12 protein-coding genes are annotated in these 16,182 nt (G+C 59.7%); 3 read left to right on the top strand and 9 right to left on the bottom strand.

The window, feature by feature from the left end; translation table 11 throughout:
* Nucleotides 1–38: 38 nt before the first annotated feature.
* The 3 genes from glpD to ACZ9EJ_RS15865 form a co-directional block, all read right to left on the bottom strand.
* The gene (gene glpD / locus ACZ9EJ_RS15875; RefSeq protein WP_046628124.1) at nucleotides 39–1,553 is read right to left on the bottom strand and encodes a glycerol-3-phosphate dehydrogenase; all 1,515 of its coding nucleotides are present in this window, start codon (nucleotides 1,551–1,553) and stop codon (nucleotides 39–41) included.
* A gap of 101 nt (nucleotides 1,554–1,654) precedes the next feature.
* Nucleotides 1,655–2,437: a DeoR/GlpR family DNA-binding transcription regulator gene (locus tag ACZ9EJ_RS15870; RefSeq protein ID WP_046641971.1), complete on the bottom strand. Its 783-nt coding sequence runs from the start codon at nucleotides 2,435–2,437 to the stop codon at nucleotides 1,655–1,657.
* Between the two features lie 104 nt (nucleotides 2,438–2,541).
* The gene (locus tag ACZ9EJ_RS15865; RefSeq protein ID WP_046628126.1) at nucleotides 2,542–3,420 is read right to left on the bottom strand and encodes an aldo/keto reductase family oxidoreductase; all 879 of its coding nucleotides are present in this window, start codon (nucleotides 3,418–3,420) and stop codon (nucleotides 2,542–2,544) included.
* A gap of 95 nt (nucleotides 3,421–3,515) precedes the next feature.
* Between ACZ9EJ_RS15865 and ACZ9EJ_RS15860 the strand changes: the two genes are divergently transcribed.
* From ACZ9EJ_RS15860 to ACZ9EJ_RS15850, 3 genes are all read left to right on the top strand, one after another.
* Nucleotides 3,516–4,421, top strand: coding sequence for a LysR family transcriptional regulator (locus ACZ9EJ_RS15860; protein ID WP_046641972.1), 906 nt, complete (start codon nucleotides 3,516–3,518; stop codon nucleotides 4,419–4,421).
* Nucleotides 4,422–4,554: 133 nt separating this feature from the next.
* Nucleotides 4,555–5,130, top strand: a complete 576-nt coding sequence (locus tag ACZ9EJ_RS15855) for a cysteine hydrolase family protein (protein WP_046641974.1) — start codon at nucleotides 4,555–4,557, stop codon at nucleotides 5,128–5,130.
* Between the two features lie 255 nt (nucleotides 5,131–5,385).
* Nucleotides 5,386–7,509, top strand: a complete 2,124-nt coding sequence (locus ACZ9EJ_RS15850; protein WP_046641975.1) for a bifunctional diguanylate cyclase/phosphodiesterase — start codon at nucleotides 5,386–5,388, stop codon at nucleotides 7,507–7,509.
* Between the two features lie 27 nt (nucleotides 7,510–7,536).
* Here ACZ9EJ_RS15850 and ACZ9EJ_RS15845 read toward each other — a convergent pair whose 3' ends face one another.
* The 6 genes from ACZ9EJ_RS15845 to ACZ9EJ_RS15820 form a co-directional block, all read right to left on the bottom strand.
* Nucleotides 7,537–9,159 carry a sensor histidine kinase gene (locus ACZ9EJ_RS15845; RefSeq protein ID WP_052764689.1) on the bottom strand — a complete coding sequence of 541 codons (1,623 nt, stop codon included), beginning with the start codon at nucleotides 9,157–9,159 and terminating at the stop codon, nucleotides 7,537–7,539.
* Between the two features lie 228 nt (nucleotides 9,160–9,387).
* Entirely contained in the window at nucleotides 9,388–10,077 is a 690-nt protein-coding gene (locus ACZ9EJ_RS15840; protein WP_251089477.1) for a hypothetical protein, read from the bottom strand.
* A gap of 281 nt (nucleotides 10,078–10,358) precedes the next feature.
* Nucleotides 10,359–10,796, bottom strand: coding sequence for a hypothetical protein (locus tag ACZ9EJ_RS15835; RefSeq protein WP_046641977.1), 438 nt, complete (start codon nucleotides 10,794–10,796; stop codon nucleotides 10,359–10,361).
* Nucleotides 10,797–11,000: 204 nt separating this feature from the next.
* Entirely contained in the window at nucleotides 11,001–12,569 is a 1,569-nt protein-coding gene (locus tag ACZ9EJ_RS15830) for a SpoVR family protein (RefSeq protein ID WP_046628135.1), read from the bottom strand.
* The gene (locus tag ACZ9EJ_RS15825; RefSeq protein ID WP_046641978.1) at nucleotides 12,566–13,843 is read right to left on the bottom strand and encodes a YeaH/YhbH family protein; all 1,278 of its coding nucleotides are present in this window, start codon (nucleotides 13,841–13,843) and stop codon (nucleotides 12,566–12,568) included. Before ACZ9EJ_RS15825 ends, ACZ9EJ_RS15830 begins: the two co-directional genes overlap by 4 nt.
* 186 nt (nucleotides 13,844–14,029) lie before the next feature.
* Nucleotides 14,030–15,973 (bottom strand): PrkA family serine protein kinase, encoded by a 1,944-nt coding sequence (locus ACZ9EJ_RS15820; RefSeq protein WP_046628145.1) that lies wholly within the window; start codon nucleotides 15,971–15,973, stop codon nucleotides 14,030–14,032.
* Nucleotides 15,974–16,182 lie beyond the last annotated feature (209 nt).

Raw genomic sequence — 16,182 nt, 5'->3', positions numbered from 1 at the left:
GAGTTCCCGTGCCTCCTCACACTGGGAACACATGCCGCTTATCCGGCCATTTTTGCCGGTATAGCGGCCATGTACTCCTCCAGATATTGTTTTTCCGTCTCAGTCAGCCGCAGGCCGTCTTTGGTTCTCCGCCACAGCACATCCTCCGCGCTCATGGCCCATTCACGGTCGGCAAGATATTTCACTTCAGCCTCGTAGAGGTCGCCACCGAAGTGGTGACCAAGGTCCTGCATCCTGGCCGCGCTGCCGAGAATCATCGCAGCGCGGGTTCCGTACCGGCGCACCAGGCGCCGCGCGTGCCTTTCCTCCAGAAACGGATAGCGGGCTTTCAGCTTTACCACTTCTTCCTCATAACCCTGGGCGGCAAAATCGCCGCCGGGCAGATGGCTTTTCGCGGTCCAGGAATGTCCCTTTGCTCCGATCGCCTCGCCGATCTTCTCCAGCGCATGTTCCGAAAGACGGCGATAGGTAGTCAATTTGCCGCCGAAGACGTTGAGCAGAGGTGCACCCTGAGTGACATCGACCTTTAGCACATAATCGCGGGTTGCTTCCTGCGCCTTTGAAGCGCCGTCGTCGAAAAGCGGGCGAACTGCCGAATAGGTCCAGACGATGTCGGCCGGTCGCACCGGCTCGCGAAAATATTCGCTCGCTGCATTGCAGAGATAGGTTGTCTCCTCTTCGGAGATTTTCACATCCCTCGGATTGCCGGAATAGTCCCGGTCGGTCGTGCCGATAAGGGTGAAGTCGTTCTCGTAAGGGATCGCGAAGATGATGCGATTGTCCCGGTTCTGAAAGAAATAGGCGCGGGATCCCTCGAATTTCTTCTTTACGACGATATGGCTGCCCTGGACAAGGCGCACATGGCGGGCGTCATTATTACCGAACGCCTCGCGGATCACCTGATCCACCCAGGGGCCGGCGGCATTCACAAGCATGCGGGCCTGATAGGTCTCGGTCCTGCCGGTGCTGGCGCCGACGGTCTCGATTGTCCAGAGACCGCCTTCCCGGCGGGCGGCAACCACTCGGGTCCGCGGCAGGATCAAGGCGCCGCGATCGGCGGCATCGCGCGCGTTCAGCACGACCATCCGCGCGTCGTCGACCCAGCCGTCGGAATATTCGAATGCCTTGGTAAAAAGCGGCTTCAGGGGCTTTCCTGCCGGGTCGCTGCGCATGTCGAGCACCGCGGTCGGCGGGAGCAGCTTTCGGCCGCCGAGATGATCATAGAGAAACAGGCCGAGGCGGATCAGCCATGCGGGGCGAACCCCTCCCTTGTGGTAGGGCAGGACGAAACGCATCGGCCAGATGATGTGCGGTGCCATGGCCCAGAGGGTTTCGCGCTCCATCAGCGATTCCCGCACGAGCCTGAATTCGTAATGTTCGAGATAGCGCAGGCCGCCGTGAATGAGTTTGGTGGCGCCGGAGGAAGTGCCCGAGGCAAAATCGTCCATCTCCGCTAGTGCGACCGAATAACCCCGGCCGGCCGCATCGCGTGCGATGCCGCAGCCGTTGATGCCGCCGCCGATCACGAAGATATCGTGGATTTTTTGACCCATCATTTCCCTCGCTGATCCGAAACGGCAGCAAGCCCCTAGGCATTGTGAACTTAAAACGGATTAAATCGAAAATATTCCGAATGTCAAACGAAACTGAAAGGCTAATGAACTTCAGCGTTCGTCTTCGAAGTCTCCACCAGCGCAACGCCGTTCTGCAGACAGATCTCCCGGATCGAAGGAGACGTGCAGTCGTCGGTGATAAAGGTCTGGACCTGGGAAATCTGGCCGATCCGCACGGGGGCGGTGCGCTCGAATTTTGTCGAGTCGGCGACCAGGATCACGTGCCTGGCATTGGCTATGATCGCCTGGGCAACTTTCACTTCGCGGAAGTCATAATCGAGAAGAGCCCCATCCGGGTCGATCGCCGAAACGCCGATGATCGCGTAGTCGACCTTGAACTGGCGGATGAAATCGACCGCGGCTTCACCGACAATCCCACCGTCCGATTGACGAACGACGCCACCGGCGATGACCACCTCAATTTCGTCGAGAATACGTAACCTATTGGCAACGTTTATATTATTGGTAATCACCATGAGTTCTCGGTGATTAACCAGCGCCTCGCTGACAGCTTCGGTGGTGGTGCCGATGTTGATGAGGAGCGAGGCATTGTCCGGAATGAGGTTGGCGGCGGCGACGCCGATCGCCTGTTTTTCCGCGGCGGCGATCTGCCTGCGCGCGTCATACCGGACATTCTCGTTGCTGCGGGGAAGAGTGGCGCCGCCATGGATCCGCGTGAGAATTTGCTTGTCGCACAGATCATTCAGGTCTTTGCGGATCGTTTGCGAGGTTACCGAGAACTTCGCCGCCAGGTCGTCGACGAGCACGCGCCCAGCCGACTTCGCAAGTTCGACGATCTTCGTCTGGCGGTCCGTGATGAACACTTCACCCCTCCGTTCGCTTTTTTTTCACTTTTAGCGAAAGCGCGCGTAAAGGCAAATGCCGGGCGTCGATTTTTCGACGCCCGGTGGGACCGTGCCGGGCCTATTCAGGCGGAGCGGATGCCGGCGACGCCTTCCAACTCGGTCATCACGGCGTCCGACAGCTGCAGTTCCGCTGCGGCGAGGTTTTCACGCAGGTGGGCCACGGACGAGGTTCCCGGAATGAGGAGAATGTTCGGTGCGCGACGCAGCAGCCAGGCAAGTGCAACCTGCATCGGCGTGGCATCCAGGCGCTGGGCAACCTCCGACAGCGTTGACGACTGCAGCGGACTGAAGCCGCCGAGCGGGAAGAACGGCACATAGGCGATGCCATCGCGGGCGAGATCGTCGATCATGGCATCGTCTTGCCGGTGAGCGAGATTGTACTGGTTCTGCACGCAGACGATCTTGGCGATCCGCTTACCCTCGGCAACCTGTGCCGGCGTGACGTTGCTGAGCCCGATGTGGCGGACCAGGCCCTTGCGCTGCAGCTCCGCCAGAGCCGTCAGAGGCTCTTCGATCGAGCCTTCGGCCGGGCCGTGGACATCGAACATGATACGCAGATTGACGACGTCCAGGGTGTCGAGGTCCAGGTTGCGCAGGTTGTCGTGCACAGCCTGCCCCAGTTGTTCGGCCGAAAATGCCGGGTTCCATGAACCGTCAGCGCCGCGCATGGCGCCGATCTTGGTCACGATCACCAGATCGTCGGGGTAGGGATGAAGTGCTTCGCGGATGATCTGGTTGGTCACGTGCGGACCATAAAAGTCGCTGGTGTCGATATGATTGACGCCAGCCTCGACCGCTTCGCGCAGTACCGCCACTGCCGCATCGCGGTCCTTCGGCGGGCCGAAGACGCCCTTGCCCGCAAGCTGCATGGCGCCGTAGCCGAGCCGATTCACGTTGCGGTCGCCGAGGATGAATGTACCTGCCTGGTCTGAATTCGACATGGGATCTCTCCTTTTCAAGATGACGTGGATATAGACCTTGAGCGGCCGCACGAAAATCGGCTACAATCGGTACGGGTCGTGCGGGATTTCGAACAATGAAGATCGATCTGGGTGATCTGAACGCCTTTGTGGCAGTGGCGCGTGCCGGCGGTTTCCGCGAGGGTGCGCGGACCACAGGCGGCAGCGCATCAGGATTGAGCGAGGCGGTGCGGCGTGTCGAGGCGCAACTCGGTGTCAGGCTTCTCAACCGCTCGACACGCAGCGTTGTGCCGACGGAAGCAGGCGCCGGTCTGTTGGCCCGGTTGACCCCAGCGCTCACCGAGGTCGACGCTGCACTCGACGTGGTCAACAGGTTCCGCGACAAGCCTGCGGGTGTTCTCCGTCTCAATGTACCGGTCAGCGCCGCGCGTCTGGTGCTCCCGGCGATCGTCCCGCGCTTCCTCGCAGCCTATCCCGACATACGGCTCGAAATCGTCGCCGATGACAGCTTCGTCGACGTGCTGGCAGCGGGATGCGACGCCGGAATCCGCTATGACGAGCGGCTGGAACAGGACATGATCGCGGTTCCGATCGGTCCGCGCCTGCAGCGCTTCGCGGCAGCGGCATCCCCTGCCTACCTCGATCGCCATGGCCGCCCCAATCATCCGCGCGACCTGCTTGGCCACGCCTGTATTCGGGGGCGTTTCACAAGCGGCGCGATGATGCTCTGGGAATTCGAACGGGACGGCGAGGTGGTGCGGATCGATCCCACGGGGCCGCTGATCGTACAGGTAGGTGCGGCAACCGATCTTGCCGTCGAGGCGGCGATTGCCGGCACCGGCATCATGTTGCTGTTCGAGGACTGGTTGCGGCCCTATCTCGACAATGGCTCTCTCGAACCGGTACTCGAGCCATGGTGGCAGCAATTTTCCGGCCCGTTTCTCTATTATCCCGGCCGGCGGCTGGTACCTGCGCCGCTACGGGCCTTCATCGATTTCATCAAGGCGTCGAACCAATCGTGAGAGCGTGAAGCGGCCCTCGCGTTCGATCGAGGGGCGGCCAATGTCGGACGTCCGATAGTGGCAGCCGGCCTTCCGCGGTCCCGGCCGGAACCACGTTCCGGATGGGGCGTTCAGGAGGAGCGCGGAGCATGACATGGCTGGCAACTGGATCCATCTTTGCATCGACATGCAGCGGATCTTCGCTGAAGACACTCCTTGGCATGTCTCCTGGATGCGCCAGGTATCGCCATCGATCGAGGAGCTTTCCGGCCGCCACCCGGAGAAGACGATCTTTACGAGGTTCGTCACGCCGTCCCGGCCCGAAGCAATGGAGGGGATGTGGCGGGTGTACTATGAAAAGTGGCGGATGATGACAGGCGAGCATCTCGATCCGGGCCTTATCGATCTGATCCCTTCCTTGAAAGCGCTTGTGCCTCCAGCGCGCATATTCGACAAGATGACTTATTCTCCCTGGGTCAGCGGAGGGCTGCACGGAATGCTCTTGAAGGAGGGTATCGAAACCGTCGTCCTGACCGGCGGTGAGACCGACGTTTGTGTCCTGTCCACAGCGCTTGGCGCCATTGATCTTGGATACCATGTGATCGTGCTGCGGGATGCCGTCTGCAGCGGAGCGGATGACACACATGACGCGTCGCTCGAACTTCTGGGAGACCGCTTTTCCGTTCAACTCCATCTCGCAACCACCGAAGAATTCCTGCAAGGCCTCTAGAAAGCCCGCCCGCTCGGCGGAAGTCTCGGCCTGCCCGATTTCCAGGCCAGAGAGCCCGGTTTGACGTTGCGAGAGAACGCGCTCTGCACCGTTTTGCTGCTCCGGATTTCGATGTCCCTGTCGATATATTAACGAGTCGTTGACCACATACTTTAGTGATTTTTAATATTCGCACATGCTAGTGGATGCGTGCAGCGCAATGCGGACATGACGTCTTCTGCGGCCTTGGGCAAATCAATAAAGCTGGGATCTGTCATGCTCGCACGCCGACCGAAGGAGAGCCGTGAAGGCTACTCTGTTTTCATCGCCACCTCGCTGCTCCTTCTTGTCGCCATGATCCTGGGTGGAATAGGTGCTCATGTGGTCGATCGCATGCGCAGTTCTGCCAACGCGCTCGACGACAACAGAGCCATTCTGGCCGCAGAGGCGGCCGTTTCATCGTTCAAGGAGAAGCTTGCCGCGACCGTACGGGACAACGCCGTCTGGGATGAGGCCTACGAGGCGATAACGCGAGGGGATCGCGAAGGTTGGGTTTATGAGAATTGGGGCAAGACCAGTGAGGACTACGCGCTCTATGATGGGATAGTGCTGACGGCGCCAGCAGGCGGCAACAGCATCGCGTACCTCAAAGCCGATATAATCGACCCGACCGAATATCTCGGTGCGAAATTTCCGGGGCAGACGGAAGCCGCGGCTCGGCCCGGCATCGACCCCATCGTCAATTTTTTCAAAAACGGCAATGATATCATCGCGGTGGCGTCGGAAGCGGTTCAGCCGTTTGGGTCACACGTCCAGGATCAAACCTACTACGTCCTCAGCTTCTTCAAGACTCTGACTTCTGATGTCGTGGCCCAGATGGCCAAGGAACATCAGCTGCCGGAGCTCCACATAACCGACCGTCCGGCGGGCGATCTTCTGAATTTTCCGCTCATGGATGCGGATAGAATTGAGATCGCGCGTTTGGCTTGGCCAAGCGCCGCTCCGGGAAACACGATTTTTGACGAGGCGCGCCCCTTTATCGCCGCGGCCATAACAATCCTCGGCATTTACCTGGTTGGTGTCCTGTTTGCAGGCTGGTCAGAAACGCGGCGCCTGAGGAACTTGGCGGATCGCGCCCGACATGAAGCCACGCACGACAGCCTCAGCGGCCTCTTGAACAGGCTCGGCCTGATCGAGGGACTGGCCCGGTTGATGCAGGCTGACAAGAGCCAGGTGCTGGTTTTGCACCTCATCGATCTCGACGGCTTCAAGGCAGTCAACGATGCCTGGGGGCATGCGATTGGGGATCAGCTGATCAGGCTGGTAGCAGAAGCCCTGCGCGACATCCATGGAGACATAGTCGGTGTCGCCCGATTGGGCGGTGATGAATTCGCTCTGGTTCAGCGCGGCTCCGCGAAGGTCGCCGAATTTGACAATCAAGTTCTTGAACGCCTCAAAAGGCCGTTTCTCATCGAAGGCCGCACGATCGAAATTGGCGCAAGCATCGGCGTTGCCTGCCGTGACGACGCAGGGAGTGCTCACGAACTTCTTCGCCGGGCGGATATGGCCCTTTATGAAGCGAAGGAATTGGGCAGGGGATGCACGGTCACCTATCATCCGGATCTTGACCGCCAGCGCGAGAAGATTGCGGCTTTGGAAAGCGAGCTTCGGCACGCCCTGCAGAATGACGAGATCCAGCCGGTCTTTCAGCCTCTGGCTTCGGCGGCCTCGGGCGACATCACCGGCGTGGAGGCGCTGGCTAGGTGGAGACGCGCCGAGGGAGCAATCGGCCCGGACGCGTTCATACCTCTGGCGGAAAAATGTGGATTGATCGACACCCTGGGCCTCCAGATGCTTCGGAAGTCCATCGTGGCGTCCCGGGCATGGTCTCCGCTCTCCCTGTCCGTCAATGTTTCTCCGATCCAGCTATGCAACCCCAATTTTGCCGGGGATGTGCTCGCCGTCTTGAAAGAGGACGGTTTTGATCCTTCGCGGCTGACACTGGAGATCACCGAAGCGGTGCTGATGTCGAATCCTGAACAGGCTCGACGGTCCATCACCGCCCTGAAATCGGCAGGCATCCGCTTTGCTCTTGATGATTTTGGCGCCGGTTATGCCAGTATCGGCACGCTTCGTGAATTCGGCTTCGACCGGATGAAGATCGATCGTTCCCTGGTTCAGGCGATAGATGACGGCAGCACCGGCCGGAGCGTCCTGGCGGCCACGATCGCGTTGGCCCAGGCTTTCGGGATTCCAGTCACGGCCGAAGGCATTGAATCCGTCGATCAAGCGGACGTCCTGCGAATTGCCGGTTGCGATCAGCTGCAGGGCTACCTGGTGGGCAAGCCCATGGCGCGCGACGAGCTTGCATCCTGGCTAGCTTCATCGATCGCCGCGTGAAGGTCCCCCGCTTGTGACAGCGCCGGCCTAAGCCGAATGCTGTTGTCTGACCTCGTCGAAGGGCAGCTCCACCGTGAAGGTCGTGCCCTTGCCCAGAAGGCTCTGGACCGCGATCGAGCCGCCATGCAATTCCACGATTTCCTTGACGATATTGAGACCGATCCCCGTTCCCGCGATACCGGTGGCGCTGCGGGCGCGAAAGTAGGGCTCGAACAGCTTCGGCAGGTCGTCTGCATCCATGCCGATCCCGGAATCGCTGACGCTGACCAGAACCCGCTGGCCGTCCTTCCATCCGCTGACACGGATTTTGGAACCGGTAGGCGAATATTTCACGGCGTTTGACAACAGATTGGAAAACACCCGCTCTATTGCGGCCCCGTCGATCATCTGCAGAGCCGGAAGCGCTTCGAGATCATGGCTGATCGTGTGGCTCTTGCTGATCTCGGCTCGGCTTGCGATGCAGTGGCGGAGAATCGAGCCGAGCGAACCGGCTTGCTTGTTGATCGCAATGGTCCCTGTCTCCAGCCGCCCGGCGGCGAGGATGCTTTCCATCAGCTCGACCATGCGGGCGACCGCGCCCTTGATCTGCAGAGCTTTGCCCTCCAGGAACTGGGGAGTCGCGGCTGCCTTCGTGCGCGTCAGCCGCTGGGCCGCTCCGTCGATCACCGCCAGAGGCGTCCGGAACTCGTGCGAGATCATCCCGACGAAACGGCGCTGCAGCGCATTGATGCCCCGTTCATGCTGCAGAAGGCGGTCCAGCTCGATGTTCTTTTCCTGAACTTCCGCCGTCCTGGCCAGAACCACCTTTTCGAGCTCGTCCCGGTGCTGGCGCAGTCTACGTTCACTGGACTGGAGCGCCTTGAGAGCGATCTGGCGGTCGTGCACGTCCTCGAGGAGACCATACCAGCGTACGACCATCCCGTTGGCATCGAGCCGAGGTGCCGCACGGTTCCGATACCACCGATACCGCCCTTTCGCCGTTCCGATCCTGTAGATCATGTCGAATGGAGCACCGGTCTTGACCGCGGTCTCCCATCTCGCGACTACCTCGGGCAGGTCTTTCGCGTGCAAAGTCTTTTCCCAGCCGCGCCCAAGCGCTTCGCCGATCTCCCGTCCGGAAGCGTTCTGCCAGCCTGGGCCGACTTCGATGACATTCCCTTCTGCGTCGGCCAACCACGGTATTTGCGGATGCAGTTCAACGAGGGAGCGATAGTGTTCCTCACTGGCCCGCAGGACCTGTTCGGCATGACGGAGCTTGGTAATGTCGGAAATGACGACAACGACGACCGGTTTCTTTCCACCGGGCACTGGTACGAACGACCGCCGTTTGTGCGTGAAAAGCGTCCGGGTCGAACCATCCGGCCCGGTAACCTCCTCCTCGAACCGCCGTTCCTCGCCGGTGGCCAGCACCCCCGCATCCACCTTCTGGATTCGATCGGCTTCGTCCGCAGGCAAGAAGTCGTGGTCTGTGTGGCCAAGCACGTCTTCGATGTTCACGCCGAACATCTCGCATGCCTTGCTGTTGAGGAAGAGGAAACGCGACTCTCCGTCCTTGATGATCGTAGGTCCCGGAGCGTCCTCGAACAGGTCTTGCAGAAGTTCGCGGTGAGATGTTTGCAGATCAGGTCCGATGGCGGAGCAATGGTTCATTCGCAGGCGTCCAGTTACGCGCGTAAATTGATCGATGCCTAATGTACACTCACAGCGTTACCGAATGCTGAACCGGACGGTGGTGCTTTAGGCAGCGAGGCGCGTCCGTCAGCGGGCGCCGGCGCGGGCCGCTTCTTCCAGTGAGCCTAATGGGTATTTCGTGGCCGCATCATGCTATGCGGCGCTTTTCAAGGCATGCCCGGCGACCGCTGCGGACGTGCCCGGCAACTATTCCTCGACCCAATAGGAGGTCGTATTCTCAATGACTTTCTTGATCTTGCGATTGTCTCTCCATTCTCGTCCGGTGTCACGGATGACCGGTCTCTGCTGGGGAGAGAAAATGTAGTTCCTGTGAGGCGCCGCCAACCGTTCAAGCTCCGCGTTGACGCCGGAATAAAATTGTTTTTCCGGATCCCGGGCAGGGTCCATCAGGCTTGCAGCCTGCCGGGCGAACGAGCCCCGAAGAATGGAAGGGGAGGTGGTGAATTTCGGAAAAGTCTTGAACAGCGGGACTTTTATGCCCAGGAACCGCGCATATTCGTTCCTCTCGTGAAGATGGCCGTCCTTTGCGATATTCCAGTTCTGATCGGCCGTGTGAAAGGAAACCTGCATCACGCCTGGATCTGAAAACGGGCCGAAAATCTCCTCGCCGAGGTCGGTCAGCGCGACCCAGTCATCCTCGAGGTGGAACACATAGTCGGAACGCGTATTAGCCCAGAGACGCTTGACCGCAGCGCCAAAACCCGGCTCGCTGGGTCTGAAAAAAGAGGCTGACGGCAGATAGTTGCCGACCACGCGCAGGCACTCGGCTTCATCCTCTTCCGTACCGAAGATCGGATCTATGTTCACGAAGACGTTCGAGAACGAAAAATGTGCAAAGCTGCGACTGGAGAAACTTTCCAATGTCTGCTCAAGCAAGCCCGGCCTTCTGCCGGCAACTATACACAAATCCATACTAAAATTCGCCACGCGGCATATCTCCGGAAAACCCGGAACTCCGTATAGAGATCCTTTGGTCCAGATACCATAGTGCCCGAAAGGTCGCCACCCGAGTTCCGGCGAACGACGACCAGGCCGCCTCGACCCTCAGAACACAGCCAGTTTCCCGCCGCCTCCCGCAACGGCAGGCGGCCGAACCAAGACATCGGCAACAGTCCCGGCAGAGGAGACGCCGGTTGCGTTTTACAAACCGATACAGGCTACCTTCTGAAGAAAGAAGCCAGGTATGCAAGTATGCCACTGGATCTACGGGTGGCGATCGCACGCACCTGATGGGCGACTGTACCTGCGCTCACATGCGCTCCGAAGTGGCAGAAGCAGACCAGTTTGTGGAGTTGTCGGTTGGACAATTCAAAAAACCGTCTGGCTTCCCCATAGGTGTCGTCCCGCATCCCCGCTGCGCGGAGGACCGGATCGCTGAAGGCTACGGCAATCGCCGTCCCGTCGCCGCGCATGGCGGCCCTTATTTCATCCGGCTGATATTCGGTTTCCCGAAATGTCGAAAGGGATCGATCGGGGTTGAGCTCAAGAATCTCGGCCCACCGTTCGAGACGTTCGCTGCTGGACATCTGGAAGTCAGGATAGCTGCGGTTTATCCTGGCGATAGTCCTCAGCTGATCGACTGCACGCTGCTCCATTACGGCCTCCTATTTGAACAAATAGATGCCCGTCGCCCGGCCTGTAATTTGATCCAGACCGCTTTTGATGTCCAATCACGATTGGCCATCCGGCATGAGCTCCGGCCTTTCCTTCAATCAAAATTGAAGAACGGTAGGGCGACACCATACGTGTTGGCGCGCCAGGGCCTGCTGAGTCGCCTGAGACTTGTTCATGCGCCGTCGTCAGGCGAAAAGGTCGCCCTTTTGACGGATCTCGCGGGGATGGGCGACATGTTCCTTCACGACCTTCTCGGCTCCGTCGATTTCCTGCAGCATGACGTCGTAACCCCAGAGATCCGCCAGATGCTGCAGGACCTGCCTGGTTTCGCTGTCCTCGAGAACCCAGTCGTTCGGCGCCCGGTGCTGCAGGAGAAGGCGACGGTCCCCGGCGAGGTCGACATCGACGATGTCGATCCTCGGATCGGTCCAGCCGATATCGTATTCGCGCGCCAGCTGACGGCGGACGCGCTTGTAGCCCCGCTCGTCGTGGATCGCCGAAACCAGTATCCCCTCGCTCATCTGCGGATCATCGTAGAGCTGGAAAAGGCGCCATTTGCGGATCAGGTGCGGGCTCAGGAACTGGCTGATGAAGCTCTCATCGCGGTAATCGGCCCAGATGCCGCGCAGAACCTGCATCGGGTCTCCGCGGCCGGCGATATCCGGAAACCATTCGCGGTCCTCATCGGTCGGATCCGTCACGATCCGCTCGATATCCTGCATCATCGCAAAACCGAGCGCGTAGGGGTTGAAGCCAGAGAAGCGCCGGTCGTCGAAGGTCGGCTGGAACACGACATTGGTATGGGATTTCAGGAATTCGAAATAGTTGCCGTCGCTGATCTGCCCGCGGTCGTGCAGCCTTTCCATGATCTGGTAATGGACATAGGTCGCGGTCCCCTCGTTCATCACCTTTGTCTGGCGCTGCGGGTGGAAATATTGCGCCACGTGGCGGACGATGCGCAGGATTTCCCGCTGCCACGGCTGCAGACGGGGGGAGGACTTTTCGAGGAAATAGAGCAGGTTGTCCTGCGGCAGGCCGAGCGCCGCACGCCGCCTCTCGAGATCGACATCGGCGGCGTCGCGCTTGCGGCCGCTCGGCACGGTGCGCCAGAGGTCGTTGAACATCTGCTCTTCGTGGGCGCGCCGTTCCTGCTGGCGCTTTTCTTCCTGACGCAGGTCGAGCCGCGTCTTGCCCGCATAACGGTGCACGCCATGTGACATCAGGGCATGGGCGGCATCCAGGGTCCGTTCGACCGCCGTTTCGCCGTAACGTTCTTCGCAGCGGGCGATATAGCTCTTGGCAAAATCGAGATAGTCGAGAATGCCCTCGGCATCCGTCCACAGCTTGAAGAGATAGTTGTTCTTGAAGAAATGGTTATGGCCGAAGGCCGCATGGGCGATCACCAGGGTCTGCATCGTCGCGGTGTTCTCCTCCATCAGGTAGGAGATACAGGGCGACGAGTTGATGACGATCTCATAGGCGAGATCCCGCATGCCGCGGCGGTAGAAGGCCTCGTGATGGGCGAAATGTTTGCCGAACGACCAATGGCGATAGAACAGCGGCATGCCGGTCGATGAATAGGCGTCCAGCATCTGCTCGGCGGTGATCACCTCAATCTGGTTCGGGTAGACGTCGAGCCCGAGTTCGCCTATCGCGATCTCCTCGCACGCGTCGTGGATGCGCTGAAGGGTCGAAAAATCCCAGTCGGCACCCTCGAAGAGCAGTCGATCCTTCTGCATAGCCGCTTGGGTCATGGAACCGCCTTCGTCTGTTTCGAGCGCTTCTGGAAAAGGTCGTGGAAGACCGGAAAGATCTCGTTCTTGCGGCAGACCTTGCGCATCGCGAGAGTTGCCGCGCTGGGTCGGATGCTTTCGTAAAGGCGCCAGAGGGGCGAATTGGAGGCCAGCGAATCCCCGCCCTCCTCGTCGACTTCGATATAGGCGAAATACTGGCAAAGCGGCAGGATCTCGTGCTTCAGCAGATGGCCGGTCGGCGCCTCGTCCCGGTAGGAATTGTCGCCATCGGAAGCCTGCGCAGCGTAGATGTTCCATTCGGTGGGATCGAAGCGTGCGGCGATGATGGAGCGCATCGCTGCAAGTGCGCTCGATACCAGCGTGCCGCCGGTCGCCTGGCCGTAGAAGAAGGTGTCCTCGTCGACTTCCTCGGCCTTCTCGGTGTGCCGGATGAAGACGATTTCCACCTTCTCGTAACGCTGTGAAAGAAACAGATAGAGCAGCAGGTAGAAGCGCTTGGCCAGATCCTTCATATGTTCCGACATCGATCCTGACACGTCCATCAGGCAGAACATCACCGCCTTCGCCACCGGCTTCGGTTCGTTGTCGAAGCGGCGGTAACGCACATCCAGCGGATCGACATAGGGAATGCGACGGATCCTCTCGGTCAGCGACTTGAGCTCCGCCTCCAGCAACAGGCGCGTCTCTTCGTTCTCGCATTCGTCGATCTGGCGTTGCAGCGCCTCGATCTCTGCGGGTTTGGGACGCTTGAGGGCGATGCGCCGCATCATGGCGAGCCGCGTCGTCCGGTCGATGGAGAGATTGGAAGGAGAGCCGGAAATGGAGTAGCCGGCCCGCACCGGGCTCATCTCCTCGGTTTCGCTGAGCCGCCGCTTGGCGAGTTCCGGCAGTTCGAGGTCGTCCAGAAACACCGAGAGGAATTCCTCGCGCGTCAGCACGAAGCGGAAGCCGTCTTCACCGTCGCCCTGGCCGGCTTCCTTGGGTCTGCCGGCACCCTGGCCGGGAGGGCGGGGAATGATATCGCCTTCGACGAACGCCCGGTTGCCGGGCAGAACATGGTCCGTAATCCCGCCTTCGGCCCGGCGAAAACTCGGCTCGCCCATGCCGCCGATCGGGAGGCTGACTTCGCCGCCATCCAGTACATCACGGATACTGCGGCTTTGCAGGGATCGCCTGACTGCTTGCTGCACGGCGTCCTTTGCGCGCCGCAGAAACCGCTGCCGATTTTCCAAACTTTTACCGCGCGGGTTCAGCCGCCGGTCGATGATGTGCATGTTGGCTCCTGCATGAGCATTAGGGTCTGTACTCAACTAGGTTTCGGACGCCGCACAACCCAGTATGCCACAATCCTACGTCCTGTCGTCACACACAATAAGGGAGATGGAATCCACCTTTGTGTGTTTAAGGAACTGAACGGTTTTCTTGCATGCTGCGTTCCCGATCCTAATTGAGTACAGACGCTAACCTGCCTGTTTGACCCGCATGTACCACTCCACCAGACGGCGAACCTGTCTTTCGGTATAGCCGCGCGCCGTCATGCGCGACACGAACTCGCTGTGTTTCTTCTCGGTTTCGCCGTCCTTCTTGGAACCGAAGGATATCACCGGCAGAAGGTCCTCGACCTGGGAGAACATCCGCTTCTCGATCACTTCGCGGATCTTCTCGTAGCTTCCCCAGGACGGGTTCTTGCCGCCATTGTTGGCGCGCGAGCGCAGGCAGAACTTGACGATCTCGTTGCGGAAATCCTTCGGGTTGGCGATGCCCGCCGGCTTTTCGATCTTGGTCAGTTCCTGGTTCAAAAGTTCGCGATCGAGAAGCTGCCCGGTATCTGGATCCTTGAAATCGACGTCCTCGATCCAGGCATCCGCATAATCGACGTAACGATCGAAGAGGTTCTGTCCGTAGTCCGAATAGGACTCCAGATAGGCTTTCTGGATCTCGTTGCCGATGAACTCCGCGTAACGCGGCGCAAGGTCGGCCTTGATGAACTCCATATACCGCTTTTCGGTTTCCTCCTGGAATTGCTCGCGGCGGATCGCCTGTTCCAGCACGTACATCAGGTGGACCGGATCGGCGCCGATATCCGTCGTGTCGTGGTTGAAGGTCGAGGCGAGAACCTTGAAGGCAAAACGTGTCGAGATTCCGTCCATGCCTTCGTCGACGCCGGCCGCATCCCGATATTCCAGGACGCTGCGGGCGCGCGGATCGGTTTCCTTGAGGCTTTCGCCGTTATAGGCGCGCATCTTGGAGAAGAAGGTCGAGTTCTCGTGCTTGCGCAGCCGCGACAGCACGGAGAAGCGGGCCAGCATTTCAAGCGTCGCCGGCGCGCAGGAGGCATCCGCCAGCTCCGAACCCTCGATCAGCTTCTCATAGATCTTCTGCTCCTCGTCCACCCGCAGGCAATAGGGTACCTTGATGACGCAGATACGGTCGATGAAGGCCTCGTTGTTCTTGTTGGCCTTGAAGCTCTGCCATTCCGCCTCGTTCGAATGGGCAAGGATGACGCCGGAGAAGGGAATGGCGCCGATATTCTCGGTGCCCATGTAATTGCCTTCCTGCGTCGCCGTCAAAAGCGGATGCAGCATCTTGATCGGCGCCTTGAACATTTCGACGAACTCGAGCACGCCCTGGTTGGCGCGGTTGAGGCCGCCGGAATAGCTGTAGGCATCCGAGTCGTTCTGGGAATAGTTTTCGAGCTTGCGGATATCGACCTTGCCGACCAGCGAGGAGACGTCCTGGTTGTTCTCGTCGCCCGGTTCGGTCTTGGCGACCCCGATCTGGCGCAGCCGCGAGGGCTGCAGTCGTACGACCCGGAAGCGGGTGATGTCGCCGCCGAATTCGTCGAGCCGTTTCAGGCACCAGGGGCTCATCAGCCCGCTGAGGCGCCGGGTCGGAACGCCGTATTGCTCAAGCAGCATCGGTCCCATGGTGACCGGATCGAAGAGGTTGAGCGGGCTTTCGAAGACGGGGCTGACTTCGTCGCCGGCCTTCAGCACATAGATCGGATTGGCCTCCATCAGCAGCTTCAGCCGCTCGGCGAGCGAAGACTTGCCGCCGCCGACCGGGCCGAGCAGGTAGAGGATCTGCTTTCGCTCTTCCAGCCCCTGAGCCGCATGCCGGAAGAAGGAAACGATCCGCTCGATCGTCTCTTCCATGCCGTAGAAACCGGCAAAGGCCGGATAGGTCCGGATGGTGCGGTTCATGAAGATCCGGCCGAGCCGGGCATCCCGAGATGTATCGACCATCTGCGGTTCGCCGATCGCCGCCAGCAGCCGCTCGGCCGCGTTGGCATAGGCCATCGGATCTTTCTTACAAAGCGCCAGGTACTCGGCGATGGACATATCTGTCTCGCGCCGGGCTTCGTAGTTCCTGGTGAAGGCATCGAACAAGGATTCACGCGGCATAGGCATCTCCAGTCAGGGTTGCGCTACTGCTCGACTGCCGCAAAGATTGAAATCGCTGCGACAATCCATTGAGAATCAAGATGTTTCTAAAGCTAATACGACACCCGGAGCGTTTTCATGGCAATGCACAAAAATGTGCGTCCACAATTCCGTGTTGGCTTGGCAAACCGCAAGTGGGGACCTGTTGCATCCCCACAACAACGCTTCGG

This window comes from Neorhizobium sp. USDA 3394 (genome assembly GCF_056280385.1).
The sequence above is the reverse complement of the archived record's forward strand: the minus strand, read 5'-3'. Positions and strand labels throughout refer to the sequence as shown.